This window comes from Microcystis sp. M061S2 (assembly GCF_020245605.1).
Lineage (GTDB): Bacteria > Cyanobacteriota > Cyanobacteriia > Cyanobacteriales > Microcystaceae > Microcystis.
Window position 1 is genome coordinate 87,903 of sequence record NZ_JADBUP010000045.1, and the last position, 18,442, is coordinate 106,344.

12 protein-coding genes, 1 pseudogene and 1 riboswitch are annotated in these 18,442 nt (G+C 40.0%); of the genes and pseudogenes, 11 read left to right on the forward strand and 2 right to left on the reverse strand.

What is annotated here, in order from left to right:
* Nucleotides 1-124 precede the first annotated feature (124 nt).
* Nucleotides 125-254, forward strand: a riboswitch (cyclic di-AMP (ydaO/yuaA leader).
* A gap of 232 nt (nucleotides 255-486) precedes the next feature.
* From IM475_RS08995 to IM475_RS09010, 4 genes are all read left to right on the forward strand, one after another.
* On the forward strand, nucleotides 487-1,824 hold the full coding sequence (locus IM475_RS08995) for an ArsB/NhaD family transporter (protein ID WP_287727331.1): 1,338 nt from the start codon (nucleotides 487-489) through the stop codon (nucleotides 1,822-1,824).
* 107 nt (nucleotides 1,825-1,931) lie between these two features.
* Nucleotides 1,932-3,104 carry a glycosyltransferase family 4 protein gene (locus IM475_RS09000; protein ID WP_287727332.1) on the forward strand — a complete coding sequence of 391 codons (1,173 nt, stop codon included), beginning with the start codon at nucleotides 1,932-1,934 and terminating at the stop codon, nucleotides 3,102-3,104.
* Between the two features lie 51 nt (nucleotides 3,105-3,155).
* Nucleotides 3,156-5,171 (forward strand): ABC transporter ATP-binding protein, encoded by a 2,016-nt coding sequence (locus IM475_RS09005; protein WP_287727333.1) that lies wholly within the window; start codon nucleotides 3,156-3,158, stop codon nucleotides 5,169-5,171.
* Nucleotides 5,172-5,404: 233 nt separating this feature from the next.
* A complete protein-coding gene (locus IM475_RS09010) occupies nucleotides 5,405-6,763 on the forward strand; it encodes a DNA cytosine methyltransferase (RefSeq protein WP_287727334.1) in 1,359 nt (452 codons plus the stop codon).
* A 340-nt stretch (nucleotides 6,764-7,103) separates the two neighbouring features.
* On the opposite strand, the gene IM475_RS09015 is transcribed toward IM475_RS09010, so the two are convergent.
* On the reverse strand, nucleotides 7,104-7,295 hold the full coding sequence (locus tag IM475_RS09015) for a type II toxin-antitoxin system HicB family antitoxin (protein ID WP_002764873.1): 192 nt from the start codon (nucleotides 7,293-7,295) through the stop codon (nucleotides 7,104-7,106).
* Between the two features lie 138 nt (nucleotides 7,296-7,433).
* Here IM475_RS09015 and prfC point away from each other — a divergent pair, with 138 nt between their 5' ends.
* The 6 genes from prfC to IM475_RS09045 all read left to right on the forward strand — a co-directional run bounded on the left by prfC (nucleotide 7,434) and on the right by IM475_RS09045 (nucleotide 17,340).
* Nucleotides 7,434-9,068, forward strand: coding sequence for a peptide chain release factor 3 (gene prfC, locus IM475_RS09020; RefSeq protein WP_002732604.1), 1,635 nt, complete (start codon nucleotides 7,434-7,436; stop codon nucleotides 9,066-9,068).
* 112 nt (nucleotides 9,069-9,180) lie between these two features.
* A complete protein-coding gene (locus tag IM475_RS09025; RefSeq protein ID WP_287727335.1) occupies nucleotides 9,181-9,891 on the forward strand; it encodes a lysophospholipid acyltransferase family protein in 711 nt (236 codons plus the stop codon).
* A gap of 196 nt (nucleotides 9,892-10,087) precedes the next feature.
* Nucleotides 10,088-11,119, forward strand: coding sequence for a GntR family transcriptional regulator (locus IM475_RS09030; protein WP_287727336.1), 1,032 nt, complete (start codon nucleotides 10,088-10,090; stop codon nucleotides 11,117-11,119).
* A 266-nt stretch (nucleotides 11,120-11,385) separates the two neighbouring features.
* Nucleotides 11,386-12,510 carry a vWA domain-containing protein gene (locus IM475_RS09035; protein ID WP_287727337.1) on the forward strand — a complete coding sequence of 375 codons (1,125 nt, stop codon included), beginning with the start codon at nucleotides 11,386-11,388 and terminating at the stop codon, nucleotides 12,508-12,510.
* 17 nt (nucleotides 12,511-12,527) lie between these two features.
* On the forward strand, nucleotides 12,528-15,677 hold the full coding sequence (locus IM475_RS09040; protein WP_287727338.1) for a tubulin-like doman-containing protein: 3,150 nt from the start codon (nucleotides 12,528-12,530) through the stop codon (nucleotides 15,675-15,677).
* Between the two features lie 97 nt (nucleotides 15,678-15,774).
* The gene (locus tag IM475_RS09045; protein WP_287727339.1) at nucleotides 15,775-17,340 is read left to right on the forward strand and encodes a methyl-accepting chemotaxis protein; all 1,566 of its coding nucleotides are present in this window, start codon (nucleotides 15,775-15,777) and stop codon (nucleotides 17,338-17,340) included.
* A gap of 4 nt (nucleotides 17,341-17,344) precedes the next feature.
* On the opposite strand, the gene IM475_RS09050 is transcribed toward IM475_RS09045, so the two are convergent.
* Nucleotides 17,345-17,860 carry a Uma2 family endonuclease gene (locus IM475_RS09050; RefSeq protein ID WP_287667275.1) on the reverse strand — a complete coding sequence of 172 codons (516 nt, stop codon included), beginning with the start codon at nucleotides 17,858-17,860 and terminating at the stop codon, nucleotides 17,345-17,347.
* Between the two features lie 381 nt (nucleotides 17,861-18,241).
* Between IM475_RS09050 and IM475_RS22965 the strand changes: the two are divergent.
* Nucleotides 18,242-18,442: pseudogene (locus IM475_RS22965) on the forward strand (methyl-accepting chemotaxis protein); the annotation flags it as partial.

The following is an 18,442-nucleotide window of genomic DNA, read 5'->3' on the forward strand; positions in this document are numbered from 1 at the left end:
TAGCAACCTGGGGGATAAGCGAGAGGATAGGTCTAGTATAGAGCTATATCGTTTTTTTTGGGGTTAGTATGCTATGGTGGATGACTAAATAGAGTAAGTCAGCCTAATCCAAGTTTATGTGCTAGATATTAGCTAGACAAATTCGGAGCGGAGGAACCATATTTGGGGCGTATTTCTAGATTTTTTAGCCTAGAAAAGGATATCTCTCTATCCTAGCCCGTCAGCTAACTTCGTCGGCGTGGGGGGGAAGACTGAAACATCACTACATTCCTAGCAATGTCTTGATCGGTTCAGTTATGTTGCTGATACTACTTGATAGTGATAACTTACAGGAGACATTGTCTATGGAGATTCTCATGCCAGATTACCGATCGCAACAATTTTAAGATTTTCCGTAGATAACCATATTTTTTGTGAGTTTGCTGTACATTCTTCGAGCAAACTTTTAGTCGTATCGAGAAACCGAGAGTAAAAACAGGATCAAAAATGCTGGAATCTTTACCAATGTGGATTGCTGCGGGGACTTTTATTGCCGTCATCGTGTTGATTATGTTCGAGTGGCTTCATATTACTGTAGCGGCTTTACTGGGGGCTTTAATCTTAGTTTTTACCCATATCATGACTCTCCAGGAGGCGATCGGTTATATCAGTCGCAGTTATGCCACTCTCGCCCTATTTTTTGGGGTAATGGTGTTAGTGAGATCCTTTGAACCAACGAAAATCTTTGATTATTTAGCAGCACAAATGGTGCTTTTAGCCAAGGGACAGGGCAAATTATTACTAATAGGAATTGTCGCCATTACTACCCCAATCTGTGCGGTATTACCCAACGCTACCACGGTAATGTTATTAGCCCCGCTGATTCCCCCCTTAGCTCAAGATATCGGTGTGGATTTTGTGCCGCTCTTAATCCTGATGGTTTTCGTGGCCAACAGTTCCGGATTATTAACGATTGTTGGTGATCCTGCCACTTATATCGTCGGTGATTCTATTAATATCACCTTCATGGAATACCTACAGCGTTTGAGTTTAGGTGGTGCCTTGGCAGTCATTACCATTCTGGTTATGTTACCTTGGTTATTCCCGAAAATCTGGCGGACAAAATTCGAGCATTTAGAAGACTTACCCCATCCGAAAATTAATCATCCTCGTGTCTTAGCGGTGGGGGGAATTATCGTCTTTTTGGTCTTATTTTTATTCGTCGTCGGTGAATCTTTTCCTGTACCCCTTGCTCCTGCTGCCGTTGCTTTGATGGGTGCCACTTTAGCCCTACTTTTAGCCCAGCAATCGAAAATCGATACGGTGCATAATATTCTCCGGGATGTGGACTGGAGTACCCTATTATTTTTTATGTCGATTTTTGTCCTAATTGGCGGCTTAGAAAAAACTGGGGTAGTTAATAGTGTATCGGGACTTCTGGCGATAATTTTAGGCAAAAATATCTTTTTAGGTTCTCTAGTCTTGCTGTTTTTTGTCGGTTTTATTTCCAGTGTCGTTCCGAATATTCCCCTAGTGGTGGCCATGGTTCCACTACTGAAACAGTACCTTGTTAATGTTAATTTAGTCGGGACTGAGGTTCTTTCTCCCGATTATGCCGGTTCTTTTCCCCCGGAAGTTTTACCGCTTTTCTATGCGATGATGTATGGAGCCACCCTAGGGGGTAATGGTACTTTAGTGGGGGCTTCTTCTAATATTGTCGCCGCTGGCATCGCTGAACAACACGGGGGCAAAATTACTTTTCATACCTTTCTGCGCTACGGTTTACCCGTGATGTTTACTCAGTTAGTCGTCTCGGCTATGTATATGTTAGTTTTCTTTGTCTAGTCTATCTCCGGGGGGCATTAATCTTAAGTTCGCCTAAGATTGACAAAAACGTTAACATTGATTAACATTTTCCTATCGTGCTAAATGATCTGGATTGAGCGGCGATCGTGAACAAAAAAATCTCTGTTTTAGCACCAGATTTATCCGGTGGTGGTGGCACAAGAGTCTATTTGATTGCTCAAGTCTTGCAACAGCTAAACTGTCAGGTGACGATCTATGGCCCGATTTTTGGCCGGGAAATCTATCCCACCCCACCGCAGAATTTACCGGTGGTATCGGTCAAAGGCAATAATTATCCCCAGTTTTTTGGCCAGATCAAAACTTTACTCGATCGCCTCTCCGGAGAGATTATCTATGCGGTTAAACCCCGTCCCACCAGTTTCGGCATCGGTTTACTGAAACGTTTTTTTTCCCCACGGCCCCTAATTCTCGATATTGACGATTGGGAAATGAGTTGGTTTGGTGGCGATCGATGGTCCTATCGTCCCCATCCCCGACAATTAGCTAGGGATATCCTCAAAAAAAATGGTGCGCTTAGGGATCCGAATCACCCTCTCTATCTGCGTTGGATGGAAAATTTAATTAACCGCGCCGATGCGGTGACGGTTAATAATCAATTTTTGCAAAAGCGTTATGGGGGGATTTATTTACCGAATGGCAAGGATACGCAACTTTTCGATCCCAATCTCTACGATCCCGTTGCTTGTCGTCAAAAATACGGTTTATCTGCCTATAAAATCTTAATGTTCCCCGGTACAGCTAGACCCCACAAAGGTTTAGAAGATGTCTTAATCGCTTTAGATCAAATTGGTGATCCTGATTTTAAATTGGTGGTGGTGGGAGGTCGCCAAATCGGGGATGGCTATCTGGATAGTTTGCTAGAAAAAGGTCAACCTTGGTTAATTCATTTACCTGCTCAACCGATCGATCAAATGCCAGAAGTTATCGCCGCTGCCCATGCTATTATCGTTCCCCAGAGGGATGAAGCCACGGCTAACGCCCAATTTCCGATTAAACTCACCGATGCTATGGCGATGGCTAAACCGATTATTTCCACTAAAGTGGCAGATATTCCCGAAATTTTAGCTGATATTGGCTATTTAGTCGAACCTCGATCGCCAGGGCAACTAGCTGTCATAATTAGAGAAGTTTTTCATCATCTCGACTCGGCTAATGCACGAGGACTAAAAGCGAGAGAGCGCTGTATCGCCTCCTATAGTACCACCGCCATGGCGACAACTCTTTCTCGCCTAATTACTTCTCTGGAAGGGAAATATTAGAGTCTAGCGAGTAGGATAATTGACCGTTGACTATTTACTTTATTACTTGCGATGAATCCTAATCAAATTCTGCTTAAATATACGCTGAAACACTGGATATTAGTGGTTTCCAGCATTATTATAGGCTTTGCCAGTACCATATTTAATGGGGTAGGAACTGTTTTAGTTATCCCCTTACTAATTTCTTTTATTAATCCCGAAAATGATATCTTAAAAACTGCCCCCCAAATTATCAAAAAGCTGCTCTCAGTTTTTGAGATTTTCTCGGTCGATACTCGTTTTTTCTGGATGTTTGCGGCGATATTATTAATTTTAATCCTCAAGCATATTACCAATTTTGTCAGTAATTTGCTAGGCACTTACTTGTCTTTAATTATGGCAAAAGATATGCGAATTGATTCAGTTATTCTTTTGCTAGAAGTGGATATAGATTATTATGTAAAAAGTAAAATAGGAGATATTTTTAATCGTTTTATGTCCGAGATTAATCGGGCTGTAGCATCAATTAGAAATTACATAAACCTGATTAAGGTCATCGCCACAGCTTTCATGTACTTGGCTATTTTAATATCAATTTCTTGGCAATTAACTATTCTTTCTAGTGTTTTGGGTGGCCTTTTAGGTCTGCTTAATCAATACTTTGTCAAGAGATCGAAAAAGTTTGGAGAGATTATCACCGTAACGGCTAAACAGCAAACTAATAAACTGTTGGAACTATTAACGGGAATTCGTCTAATTAAAGCGGTAGGCAATGAAAGATACGAATTAGAATCTATTGTGGAAGATATAGAAGCCCGGGAGAAAGCGGGTTTAGATGCCCAGACTAATAATGCTGTAATCGCTCCGCTCAATGAGATCGGTGGGGTAATTATTATTGCTTTAATTATCATTGCTGGTCGTTATCTTTTTAATGAACAACTGCAAGCTTTAGCGACGATTTTATTGACCTATCTCTATGTACTTTTCCGGGCCCTGCCGATAGTTGGTCAGATTAACAGTGCTAGGAGTAGTCTATTGGGTGATGTTTCCGCAGTAGAGGTGGTAGCGGATTTTCTCATTCGAGAGAATAAACCATTTATTAGCAATGGCTCTATTCCCTATCAAAGATTAGAGACGGGTATTCATTTTGATAACGTCCAATTTTCCTATCCTGGTCATCAAGAATTAGTTCTCAAGGGCATCGATCTTTGGATTCCAAAAGGAAAAATGATCGCTCTTGTCGGTGCTTCGGGGGCGGGAAAATCGACAATTGCTGATTTATTACCACGCTTTTATGATCCTACAGCCGGAAGAATTCTTTTTGATGGTCAAGATTTAAGGGATTATGAGATCAAATCTCTGAGAAAAGCCATGGGAATAGTCAGTCAAGACACTTTTCTCTTTAATAATTCTCTCCGTTTTAATATTGCCTACGGATTAAGCGATGTTAGTGATGCAGAAATTTTAGCAGCGACAAAAAGGGCGAATGCCTACGAGTTTATCTCCAAACTGCCGGAAGGACTGGATACGGAAATTGGCGATCGGGGAGTGAGACTTTCGGGGGGACAAAAACAGAGATTAGCGATCGCTCGTGCCTTACTGCGAGATCCGGATATTCTCATTCTCGATGAAGCCACCAGTGCTTTGGATACGATTTCTGAGCGTTTAGTACAGAAAGCGATCGATGAACTCTGTCGCGAGCGGACTACTCTTGTGATCGCTCACCGTCTTTCCACTGTTCAAAAAGCCTATCAAATTGTGGTGCTGGACAAGGGAAAAGTGGCAGAAATCGGCAATCACGAGGAATTATTAGCTCAAGGTGGTCATTATGCCCGTTTACACGCTCTGCAATTTAGTGATAGCAAAGAGGCCGACTCTAAGAATAGGGAAGATGAGCAAAAAAGAAAAGCTTATTTATCCTACGAAGCGAGAAGCAGTCTTAATAGTCTTTTAGGTTCTCTGCGTCTGGTATCTGAGGATTTAATCGAAGATTCTCAGGAGAAACAGGAAATTTTAGAAGAATCCTGTAGTTCAGCTATGCGACTTCTCCATATTATCGAAGACTACGAGTATTCCTCGACTCGATAGATCTCCTGCAAAAATCAAAAATTGTCGTAGTTAGTCAGGAGTCAGTCTCGATGAAAAAATTTTCACCACCAGAGATGAAAGAGGTGTCCTTCCCCACACCCCACACCCTCTTTCAAGTCAGGAGACAGGAAATTTGCAGGAGAGGAGATCTCTAGAAAAAAACTCTTAAGTTATACTAAAATAGTTAGTACAAATAGGCATCTTCCCAGACGGTGAAAAGGAATTATTGACCCTTGAAAACCACAGTTAAAGTCAGCACACAAACCCAATTACCCCTACATCTAGTTATCATCCATCCCCAGTATCGTTTTGTCGATTTATTCGCGGGAATCGGTGGGTTTAGAATCGCTTTGGAGAAATTGGGAGGACGTTGTTTAGGCTATTCAGAAATTGATCAACAGGCCATCCAAGTTTATCAACAAAATTTTATTAGCTATCTCAACAGCGATGAAATTGCTTTCGGAGATGTGAGTAAAATCAGCAATTTACCCGATAATCTTGATCTTATTGTCGGCGGCGTTCCCTGTCAACCTTGGTCGGTGGCGGGATGTTTACGGGGATTTGAGGATCCCCGGGGAAAACTCTGGTTTGATGTGATTAAATTAGTCCAGAAAAGTCAACCGAAAAGCTTTATTTTCGAGAATGTCAGTGGGTTGGCTAGTCCTCGCAATCGGGAGAATTTAGAGTTAATTATCGATGAATTAAGCAGCTGTGGTTATCAAGTTTACTGGCAGTTATTAAATGCCTACGATTTTGGTTTACCCCAGAATCGCGAGAGAGTTTTTATCGTAGGAATTAGAAAAAATATAGAAAACTATGATCGGTTTAAATTTCCTTTACCTTTGGGTATCCATCCGAAGGTTTTGGATATTTTAAAAGACATCAAGAATATTCAACCGGTTAAGAAAGTCAAGTTATCGGCGGATACTTTATTTAATGGTTTTGTTCCTCCATCGAGAACTCGTTTTCAAAAAGAAGATGAATTAAATGACTTCTTTATTTTTTCTGATTTAAGAAATGGTCACACAACTATTCATTCTTGGGATATTATCAAAACTACGGAACGACAAAAAAGTATCTGTTTAGCTTTGCTGAAATTAAGACGCAGTAAAAAGTATGGCGAAAAAGATGGTCATCCCGTGGCTTTTTCTACTTTTTTGGAAATTATACCCGATCTAAAAATCGAGGAACTAAATCAGTTAGTTTCTCTGGGGATTTGTTGGCAAACCCAGGAGGGTAAGTATGAATTCATTAACTCGAAAAATATGACGGGAATTAACGGCATTTATCGGATTATTTTACCGACGGCCGATATTATTCCTACGCTAACCGCTACGGGTGCTAAAGATTATATTGCTACTATTTCAATTACCGCTACTCATCCCCAAGAATACAAACAATTGTTTTTAAAGAAAATCTATAAACCCAAAAAGTTTCGAGAAATTACTCCCCAAGATGCGCGTAAATTACAAGGATTCCCCGATAATTTTATCTATCATCCACAGCCGGCTATCGCTAAAAAACAATTCGGAAACGCTGTTCCTATAACTGTAGTGGAAGCAGTGGCTAGAAATTTACTAGAAATAATTTGACCAAATTATTAGACCGCGGGATACTGACTCATATTAAAATATTTGGCTCTCCTAGACTGGTTATAGCAAATTAGTAGTTGAAATGAGCTTAACCCCTTAAATAGCCTGGAATCCGACAAAGCAAAAAGCTTTTTTTATTAAAATTGCTTTTTTGAATTCTGGCAAGCCTTGCCAAGTAAGGCTTGCGTCGATTATTTTGTACTAATATATCATATAGCGGTGTGCAGTCGTATGAGGTACAGTGTCACGATCTATAAACCATGCTAGGCAAAGCTTGGTCTGTATCTCACTCAAGCGCTTACCGCTATAACTACTCTAGAAGAGCCAAATATTTAAAGGCTTAAAAATCAAAAGCTATCAAACTTTCGAGGTACAATTCCATAGCTTCTGTAATATTGACAATCGTTTCTTCAAAAGTGTCTCCTTGAGAATGACAACCTTTAAGCGCAGGACAAAAAGCGTGATAACCACCGTCTGACTCTTTTTCTAGAATAACGGTGTAGTTATAAATTTGTTTGGTATTATCACTCATAACACTATCAGTTGTGGATTGTAAATTATCCTAGCATAGACTTTTTTTAATGACTTTTCCCGGAGCGATCGATTTTTTGAGCGGATTAACTCCCCAGCTAAACTAGAATAGAAAGATAGGAAAGCGATCGAAATTAGAATGACGACCGAAATTGAAAAAGAACTAGAAACCAGCGAAGCTGTCTTGGAAAAACGGCGAAATTTTGCCATTATCTCCCATCCTGACGCGGGAAAGACCACCCTGACTGAAAAACTGTTACTATACGGGGGTGCAATCCATCAAGCGGGTGCAGTCAAAGCAAGACGCGACCAACGCAAGGCCACCTCCGACTGGATGGAAATGGAAAAACAAAGGGGAATTTCGATTACTTCCACGGTTTTACAGTTCGATTATCGTGATTTTCAGATTAATCTCCTCGATACTCCCGGCCACCAAGATTTTAGCGAAGATACCTATCGTACCCTAGCCGCTGCCGATAATGCGGTGATGTTAATCGACGCGGCCAAAGGTTTGGAACCGCAAACGAGAAAACTCTTTGAAGTGTGCAAACTGCGACAGTTGCCTATCTTTACCTTTGTTAACAAAATGGATCGCCCCGGTCGCGAACCTCTGGATTTATTGGACGAAATCGAGCGAGAATTAGGATTACAAACCTATCCCGTCAATTGGCCGATCGGAATTGGCGATCGCTTTCGGGGAGTTTTTGATCGAGCCACCCAGACCATACACCTGTTTGAACGTCGCTCCCACGGCTCTCAGGAGGCGCAGGAAACCGTGATCGAGCTTGGCGACCCCAAAATTGAGGATTATCTCGAAAAAGACCTGTATTACCAGTTAAAAGAGGATATAGAACTGCTCTCGGAATTGGGTGCGGAATTGGATTTACCAGCAGTCCACGCAGGAGAAATGACCCCGATCTTTTTTGGTAGCGCCATGACCAATTTTGGGGTGAAATTATTCCTAGAATCCTTCCTCGACTATGGATTGCCACCCAGAGGACGCAATTCCTCCCTCGGTGTCCTTGATCCCACCTATCCCGATTTCACCGGTTTTGTCTTCAAACTGCAAGCAAACATGGATCCCAAACATCGCGACCGGGTGGCCTTTGTGCGGGTATGTACGGGGAAATTCGAGAAGGATATGGTAGTAAACCACGCTAGAACTGGTAAAACTATCCGTTTATCCCGTCCTCAGAAACTTTTTGCCCAAGATCGGGCAGTTATTGAAGAAGCTTATCCCGGAGATGTGATCGGATTGAATAACCCCGGGGTCTTTGCGATCGGTGATACGATTTATATGGGTAAAAAGCTCGAATACGAAGGGATTCCCTGTTTTTCCCCGGAATTATTCGCCTATCTCAGAAATCCTAACCCTTCCAAGTTCAAACAGTTTCAAAAAGGAGTCTCGGAATTACAGGAAGAAGGGGCCGTACAGATATTATCCTCGATCGATGAATTTAAACGCGACCCAATTTTAGCCGCCGTCGGTCAATTACAGTTTGAAGTGGTGCAATTCCGTCTTTTAAGCGAGTACGGAGTCGAAACTACCCTCGAACCCCTAGCCTATAGTTTAGCCCGTTGGGTCGCCGGGGGTTGGGCTGCTTTAGAAAAAGCAGGTAAACTCTTTAATACTTTAACCGTCAAAGATTACTGGGGCCGTCCCGTCTTATTATTCAAAAATGAGTGGAATTTACAGCAAGTCAAAGAAGATCATCCCTCTTTGCAATTAAACTCGATCGCACCGGTGGGATCGGGAGTAGAACCGCAATCCTAACCATTAATCCCCCAAGACAATTGCCGAACTGGTCAGGACAAGATGGCGACCCCCCAGACAACTAGACTAAAGTAGAAGTGGTCAGAAAGTCTCGATCTTTCCTAACACTCGGATGTCTCAAAGCACTATCGTTGACGAGTCCCTCACCATTAGAAAAAGTCCTGCTGTCAATTCCCGAATTAATCCCTGTTTAATTCGCTTTTGTTATTTTCTGGGAAATTATCTGGTTTTACCAGCTTTTTTCGGCAAAATAACGGTGACAGGCCAGGAAAATATTCCCCTAACGGGAGGTGTCATCTTGGCACCTACCCATCGGTCCCGTTGGGATGCGCTGATTTTACCCTATGCGGTGGGACGCTTAGTTAGTGGACGGGATTTGCGCTTTATGGTTTCCGCTAACGAGATCAAAGGGGTGCAAGGTTGGTTTATCCAACGTTTGGGGGGTTTTCCCGTCAACACCGATCACCCCGGTATGGGTAGTCTGGTCCATAGCGTCGAACTTTTGGCCGCGGGGGAAATGGTGGCGATTTTTCCGGAAGGGGGTATCTGTCGCGATCGAGTGGTTCATCCTCTTAAACCGGGGGTAGCGCGGATCGCGTTGGAAGTTAAGACTATCAAACCCGATGCAGATATCAAGATTTTGCCGGTAAGCATTAGTTATAATCAGCCTTACCCCGGATGGGGAAGCGAAGCGACTGTAAATATCGGTCAAGGGATTAATGTGCTTGATTATCAACAAAATTCGCTAAAACGGGAAACTGTCCGCTTAACCAAAACCTTGAGCGATCGCTTAAAACTTCTCCACGAGGATCAATCCCCTTAATCAGCTATTGACTATCTACCGCACAAGTGGGATTTCGGGGACGGATTAAAATGATTGTTTTAACTATTTTTAAGTAAAAAAGTGGCTTTTCTGGTTTAAATAAATAATATCTTGGTTCTTGCTGCTTCTGGCTCCTGAATACCGCCTCGGAGACCCATCAGACCGGTGAAGATATCCGATTGTTGCAGGGGGTCTAATGATAGAATGGGCATCAGCGAAAGTAGTTTGTGAGCGAAGTGATCCGATGCAGTTCCAAATCCAGCCAGACAGTGAAATACCCGCCTCTAAGCAATTATTTGACCAAATTCGCTTCGCTATCGCCTCTCGTCAGTATCCACCGGGCCATCGTTTACCTAGCACCCGTCAACTAGCTATGATCACGGGATTACACCGTAATACGATAAGTAAAATTTATCAGCAACTGGAAGACGATGGGTTAGTGGAATCAATAGCAGGTTCGGGGATTTATGTCAAGGCTCGCGGGCATGAAAACGATAATTTATCGGGTTCGCCCCTATTGGAACAAAATCCAGAAATAGGCCGACTAATTCGCCAGAGTTTGGCTGGTTTTCTCGCTCAAGGTTTAACTTTAGAGCAAATTCGCGAGTTATTACTGGCGGAAATCGATTGGCGCTCGCAGTGTGGTTCTCAAGTTCTTGTCACCATTCCCCGTCACGATTTGGGTGCAGGAAAACTAATGTTGAGAGAATTAGAGCAATCCCTCAAAATTCCCGTCCAATTAGTGGCAATGGAGGATTTAGCCCAAGTTTTAGCCAATACTAAATCTGCCACTGTTGTCACCAGTCGCTATTTTATCAGTGTGGCGGAGGAAATTGCCGCTCCTTTTCACCTACGAGTCATTCCCATCGATATCTACGATTACAGCAAGGAATTGGCATTAATCAAAAAATTACCCACCGATAGCCGTTTGGGGATTGTCAGTATTAGCACCGGTATTATTAAGGTGGCCGAAATTTTAATTCATAGTTTACGGGGCGATGATTTATTAGTTATGTCTGCCCAAATTCATGAAACGGATAAGTTAAAAGTTTTAGCTCGAACTTCCCAGACAATTATCAGTGATCAAGCGAGTTATACTTTAATTAAAAATATGATTAATGAAGTGCGATCGGATTTAATTCGTCTGCCAGAAATTATCTGTAGTGATAATTATATTGGGGATAAATCAATTCAATTGCTCAGACGAGAATTAGGATTAGGTGGTTAGATGATAAGCTAAGACGCATTCTAGCCGCTAAATCTCCCCCAATCCCTTTACTGTTGTCTCTTGCAAGAGTACCTTATCTCAACAAGCAATTTAAATGCGCGGGCAGCTTAACTTTAAAATTTATTTTAGTCTATGGTTACTATTGACAATAACCTAGAGTGAGTCGAGAATAAAAGCGAAAAAAACTTTTAAGAAGTATTAACTTTTTTAGTACAATGGGGCAAGAATAGGGATAAGCTCAATTTTTCACTCTCGAACGAGGCTAAATGAAAAGTGCTGACTGTTTAACGGTATCCCCCGGGGAACCGCTTACCGATTGGCAAAAACTGGGATTAGATTTGGTGGCTCGTTGGCAGGGACGAGATGTTATCCTAGCGATCGATCTTACCGGTAGTGTTAACTTTAATGATGAAGGACGCACGCGCCTCGGTCAAATTATTCGCGATAGTTTAAAAAATAACGATTCCGTTTATTTATTCCCCTTTGCTGATAATGTTCAACCGATTGCAGAACCGATTTTAATTCGCAGTCAGGAAGATATAGACGCGGTTTTAAAAGCGATTCCCTGGCAATCTAGCCAAAGTGCTAAAAATACCGATATTCAGCGAGCAGAATGGCACGTTTATCCCCGACTGGCACGCTTAAATCAGTGTCGTTTAACTGCCAATCAAGCTATCAAACCCCAGTCGGTAGTTTGGATTACCGATGCACCCCTTTCTACTGCTGCGGGGATTACTTCACAACAGTGGATAGAAACCCCAAAAAATAGCCCTTTTCGTCTTGCTGATGCTCCCGAAAGTTTGGAGAGACAAAACTGGCTTAGTTCCCTACCAATTAATCTAAGAACCCAAGAAATTACTGCCACTAACGGCAATAAATATAAACTATCAGTTGTCGATATTGCTCCCACAGCACAAGAGTTTTGCACTCCCGCACCGGGAGGACAAGAAACCTGTTTGATTAATCCTTATCTCTTGAGTCAGTTATGGTTGCCAGCATTGGTAATTACATTAATGGGAATTGGGGGAATAGTAGCGAGTATTTTGGGAATTCGTCACTGGTTGCTGTTAAATACTGCTTGGACTATTGAAGTCTCATCTAATGATGATGAAGATGAAACCCAAAAATATATTTTAAAAACATCCGAAAGAATTAACATCGGTGGTGAAGAACATAAGAAGAATACCTTTTCTCGTGCTGGTGAAGAAACCCGTTGTTATTTAGAAAGACGCGGCAATCAGTTATATCTGAAACCCACTAAACAAGCAGAGATTTTTTATCGAGGTAATCAACTAACTCAGGAGGTGAAGATAGATAAAAATTACCTGACTTTAACCTATCACCATAACCATCAAGATTTCGACCTACAAATTCAGATTAGTAAAAAATAACTCAGGAGATTTAAACCATGCCTAACACCAGTCAAACCCGCGCTATCAAACGGACAATTATCATCGGATTAGGTGGTACTGGTCGAGATGTGTTGATGAGAATTCGTCGCTTTATTATTGATAAGTATGGGAAGTTATCTAACCTACCCGTTGTCAGTTTTGTTCATATTGACACAGATAAAAATGCTTTCAATGGTTCGGGTTTACCCACAGGAAATAGCTATCACGGAGAAGAAATTCTTCTATCAGCTGCTGAAAGAGTATTCATTAATATGAATGCTCAGGATGTTAACAATCTAATCTTTGAACTTGAACACCAAACCCTTTTTGAAAGTCCCTTTTCCCATATTGAAAGCTGGTTAGATCCAAGACTAAAAAAACAAATAACTGCCATTGAAAATGGTGCGGGGGGTATTCGTCCCGTCGGTCGTTTAGCTTTCTTCCATAACTATCAAAAAATTCAGGAGGCAATTGAAGCAGCGGAAAGACGAACTTCTGGTCATGAATCCTTTATGTTTAGCGGTAAAGTTAATGGTCAAAGTTTTAATGTCCAAGGGGGGTTAAATGTCTTTGTTGTCGGTTCTTTGTGTGGGGGAACTGGTAGCGGTATTTTCCTCGATGTGGCCTATACTTTGCGTCATATTTTACAACAAACGGCCGAATATACATCCTTTGGTTATTTGGTAATTAGTCCTAAACTTTATGGTGATGGGGCAATTATGAGAGCTAATACCTATGCAGCTTTGAAAGAGTTAGATCATTATACCAATGAAAGTAATTCCTTTCAAGCCTGTTATGATAAACAAAATTTCGTCAACATTGATGAAAAACGTTCTCCTTTTGATTTTGCCTACTTACTTTCTAATCGCACTGCGGGAGATTACCAGATTAATAACAAAGGTAAATTATGTAATGTCATTGCTTACAAGATTTTCTTGGATTTTGCCGATGAGTTATCTCTTCCCATTAAAAGAAATCGGGATAACTATAAAGACCCGATGATTCGTAAAGATAATCATCCTTTTCAGATGTGTCAAGGTTATATCTCCTTTGGACTAGCGAGGATTTATTTTACTCGCGACCGAATTGTGCAGATTGGTCTCAATCGTTTTAGTCTCAAATTAATTAAATTTTGGTTAGAGGGATATGGTCAAAGTCCCAGTGGACAAGAGTTATTAAGTAAGTTCCTAGCTAATTGGAGTACCCAAAGTAATAAGGATTATTTTACTGCCAGATTGGAAGAGGCAACCCTAGAGAATAATAAAACTTTTTCTAAGACTTTAACCTCTTGGAAAAATTCCCTAGAGGAAGAAATATCCAATAGTCAAGATTTGGAGAATTTACCCCAAACCGTCAAGCAATCCCTAGAAAAAGAGTTTCGCAAAGTACAGGGGGGAGAAACAGATAGCAGTCGCGGAATCTGGTTAACTCTGACCCAACAAACTCAACCTAAATTAATCGAAAAATTTAAGTCAGATATTGACCAATTTTTGGAGATTCTTCTTAATCCTGATAGCTTAGAATTTTCTTTGGAAAATAGCCTATCTTTTTTGGTCGCTTTACAAGTACAGATTAATACCTACAAGGGGAATCTAGAGGAATTATCTCAGGATAATAAAGGGTTTCATTCCTCGGAAAAAATTGATAACATTTGGCGAAATGTTAAACAAACTCTCGAAGATATAAACGGGAAAAAGTCTGTCTTCAAGATGTTCAATAAAAATGCCAATAGTGAGAGAATCAAAGCTGAGTTAAGAGACTACGTTCAAAGCGGACAAAAATTAATTCAGCAGAACTTTAATTTCAGCATTAATGGGGAATCCAGAAAGATTGTTGAAGCGATTCTCAAGCATATTTCTAGTCGAATGCTGCAGATACAACAACTGAAAGAATCCCTATATCAGCTAATCACAGAATACGATAAATACGAACAGGAGTTAATGCAGTTAAATCTCGACGAGATGACTGGGGAAGGTATTTTCCCAGAGGAGAATATTGATAACTGTATCCCTGACAGTAACTCCCGAACTCAATACATTTCCGTTAGCCAAAAAGTCACCAATAATTTAGGCTATAATGCTTCCCTATTCAGTTTATTTAGCCAATCTTTTGTTATTGATAATGAAACTCTCAAAGAGACCCTAACAGCAACAATCGAGAAACAGTTTCAATCAGTAAGCACTAATAAAATTGATGCAGTAATTAAGCGATTTATGGGTCAATATAAACCCCATGATTTTCCTGAACGCTTGGCGCAAATTCTGCGAGAAGCTGATTTAATGTTACCGATAAATGTTAATGATGCTTACTATCGCTTGCATACAGATAAAGCATTACTAATTGGGACTAAGGATGATAATTCACCCACCATGCAAAGATTTATGAAGACTCTTGAATCTGATTTAAATATTAATCTGGGGACTTCTTTTGAATCAATTCAAACCGACGAAGAAATCCTAATTACCTGCGAGTTTGGTGGGTTTCCCCTAAGAATCATTACTGATTTATCTGGGTTGCAAAAAATCTATCAAGACCAAAAAAGAATCAGCATTTTACACAATGATTACAGGATAGATTTTGCTGATATTATTCCACCACCTGCCAAATTAATTGAGGAATTAGAGTTTATTTTCTATCCCGCAATTGCTCTCAGTTTACTAGAATACGATGAGGAAGATGATACTTATCAATTAGTCATCGAAGGCGATTTATTTAACAATAAGTCCATCATTGACATTAGCGGTAATTGGCGACTTGCTTTAGAACAATTTGCTTCTCGTAAGGACATGATTAATGCTTTGCAGATACTGCTTAATCAGGCAAAAAATGAGATTTTGGCTAATCCTCCTCTATTATTTACTAACGAGGGTGATTATTTCCAGAATGTCAGCTATTTTGTCAACAATGTCAAAAATTTACCCTCCTATCACCCCAATTATCGCTACAAAGATAAGGTAGCTGGACAAGATGGAAATACTCAACAGGAGGCAAAAGAAGGAATTATCACCCGTTTTGTTAATCAACTGAAAATGGAACTAGAAAAACGTGCTGCTGAACAGAAAAAACTCGAAAGACAACAGCAAAAGCAACAAACTTTACTGGGAACAAATAATAACAGTAGTCAACCCAGTTTACCCGCAGAGATTAGCACTGCTGATGAATGGTAAAATTAATCAATCTTAATGATGTTTCCCCAGCTATCTGAGGAAACATTCACCCCCAACTCTCTCTATCAACCACAATTCGAGGTATCCAATAACTATCATGGCATTACTTAACCTTTTTCCTCCCTATCTGATTGTTTTAACTCTAGTCTTGGTTATTTTTCCCACCGTCTTAGCTGTGGGAATCCGGATGGCTCTCTATAAACATCTCCAAGATTCAACCCAAGAAGTCAAGAGCTTAATTGGGGAGAAAATTAAAAAGGGAAAAAGTTCCGAGAAGATACCTAAAATTATCTCTAATCTAAATCTAGCGAAGAGATTTGATGAAGCTAGTCGTCAACTAGATGATGTTAATACCGCAGCTTTGGTGGATAGTTTATACCATGAAGAAAAATTTACTTTTATGTCTAAATCCCTCAGCTGCGAGAAATGGGATTATTTTGTAAGAGTGTTACCCAATCTCCTCCTCGCTTTTGGTTTGTTGGGAACTTTCTTCGGAATTACTCTCAATCTGACGGGAATCAGCACACTTATCGATATCAATAATGTCGATTTGCAAAGTTTAGGAGAAAAGCTCAAAACTCCCCTAGAAAGTATGGGGATTGCTTTTATCACTAGCTTAATTGGTTTAGCTTGTAGTTCTTTACTGACTGTGATTAACTTAATCTTTAATACCAACCTTGCTAAAGTAAATCTAATTAGTTCCCTAGAAGACTATTTAGATAACATCTTGCAGCCGACTGTAGAAGGGAATAGTCGCTTGGATAAAGCGGTTAATCGCATGGTGGATAAACAAGAGGAATTTCTTAAAAACTTTCATAAGAATGTGACGAGAGTATTAGAATCTTCTTTAGGAAAAGTTGCTAAAAAAATTGATGATGGTAATCAGGAAACTGCTAAATTAGTCACTCAGGTTTGTGACAGATTAACTGAAACCGCAGGAACTTTATCTACTGGTGCATCAACTTTTAAGAGTTCTACCAATAGTTTTGAAGAAAATGTCAACAAACTATATAAGGCAATTCACCACGAAAACTTTGTTAAATATAGTCAAACTCTGAATGACTGCGTTAGTAACTTTAAATCGACAGTTGATAAATTAGTTAATAGTCAAGTTACTGATAATTTAGTCGCAACTTCTGAAAAGTTATATTCTACTCATGCTAAGTTATGTCTAACAGTGGAACATATAGATAGTTTAACTAAATTGATGAGTCAAGCAACAGATAATGTTCATAATACTTTCAAAAGCTTGGTAAGCGTAGAAGCGGAAATTAAAAATTTAGGACAGTCTTCTCTATCAATTCGTAAAGAAAGTCAAAATTTAAACATTGTTCTCAATGAAAGGACTGAACAACTACTTATTTCTCTTCAGTCAATCCAAAACAACTTATTAGAAACTACTCACAATATTAACAATAACTCAGACCAATTAACTGCTTTAGGCGACCGGTTAAGTCGATTAATTTCTCAAGAAGTTGGCCGTAATAATTATCAAGGAGAAATTATTGCTGAGAAAAGTCAGCAAACAGTCAGTTATCTCAGAGATATACAAGCCATCTTAAACCAAATTATTAACCTTAGCAATCAACAGAAAAATTCTTTTTTATCTGAGATGGAAAAAGAAATCAATCAAGTATCTGATAGTATCAAAAAACCATTCTAAGCAACTATGTATAGACGTACTTACTACCGAGATGAAGATAAATCGGCAGAATCCATAAACCCTGTTCACCCCGTCGAAAAGTTTCCACTCGTTGGTGTTTACTATTCACTAAGACATATTCCTCTAAACTTTCTAGAGTTTGATAATCATTAAATTTATCACCCCTGTCAAAAGCTTCTGTAGAATCGGAGAGAACTTCAACAATCAATTTAGGAAACCTTTTGTAGGTAGCAGTTTCTCTATCTCTGTCATCGCAGGTGACAAGAATATCAGGATAGTAAAAGTGATTGCGTTTTTCTAATCTGACTTTCACATCGGCAAAATAAACTCGACAATCGGAACCCCGCAAATGATTACAAATAATTGTGTATATATTCCCCAAAACAATATTATGAGTATCCTTCGTCCCTGCCATGGCGTAAACTTGTCCATCGATATACTCGTGTTTAATGAGACTGGTTTCTTCAAACTGAAGATATTCTTCTGGAGTGAGATTATTATAGCTATATAAAGCAATCATGGGTTTAATCGTTGAAAAAGCAACAAACTTTACTGGGAACAAACAATAACAGTAGTCAACCCAGTTTACCCGGAGAGGTTAGCACTACTGATGAATGATAAAATTTATTAATCTTAATGATGTTTCCCCAGCTATCTGAGGAAACATTCACCCCCAACTCTCTCTATCAACCACAATTCGAGGTATCCAATAACTATCATGGCATTACTTAACCTTTTTCCTCCCTATCTGATTCTTTTAATTCTAGTCTTGGTTATTTTTCCCACCGTCTTAATTGCTCTCTATAAACATCTCCAAGAGTCAACCAAAAAAGTCAACCGCTTAAGTAATAATATTGATACAGTGACAGAGCAACTTACTCAAGTCAAGGAAAGCTTACAGTCTGAGTTAAACCAATCAACTCAATCTCTAGCTTCTTTAACTCAAGACTTCCAGCGTTCAATGACAACTATGGTTGAGTTAGGAATAAAAATTACTGACTTGAATCAAAAATCTGAGACAATCCTAGAACAAAATCAGCAACGCTCAGTCACCGAACAAGAAAAGTTATCCAACATTCAGGGAGAATTAGTAAAATTAATC

Excerpts from the sequence above, each read along its gene's own strand:
- IM475_RS08995 (WP_287727331.1), top strand. The coding sequence starts at position 487 with ATGCTGGAATCTTTACCAATGTGGATTGCTGCGGGGACTTTTATTGCC.
- IM475_RS09005 (WP_287727333.1), top strand. The coding sequence starts at position 3,156 with ATGAATCCTAATCAAATTCTGCTTAAATATACGCTGAAACACTGGATA.
- IM475_RS09015 (WP_002764873.1), bottom strand. The coding sequence starts at position 7,295 with ATGAGTGATAATACCAAACAAATTTATAACTACACCGTTATTCTAGAA.
- prfC (WP_002732604.1), top strand. The coding sequence starts at position 7,434 with ATGACGACCGAAATTGAAAAAGAACTAGAAACCAGCGAAGCTGTCTTG.
- IM475_RS09025 (WP_287727335.1), top strand. The coding sequence starts at position 9,181 with ATGTCTCAAAGCACTATCGTTGACGAGTCCCTCACCATTAGAAAAAGT.
- IM475_RS09030 (WP_287727336.1), top strand. The coding sequence starts at position 10,088 with ATGATAGAATGGGCATCAGCGAAAGTAGTTTGTGAGCGAAGTGATCCG.
- IM475_RS09035 (WP_287727337.1), top strand. The coding sequence starts at position 11,386 with ATGAAAAGTGCTGACTGTTTAACGGTATCCCCCGGGGAACCGCTTACC.
- IM475_RS09040 (WP_287727338.1), top strand. The coding sequence starts at position 12,528 with ATGCCTAACACCAGTCAAACCCGCGCTATCAAACGGACAATTATCATC.
- IM475_RS09045 (WP_287727339.1), top strand. The coding sequence starts at position 15,775 with ATGGCATTACTTAACCTTTTTCCTCCCTATCTGATTGTTTTAACTCTA.
- IM475_RS09050 (WP_287667275.1), bottom strand. The coding sequence starts at position 17,860 with ATGATTGCTTTATATAGCTATAATAATCTCACTCCAGAAGAATATCTT.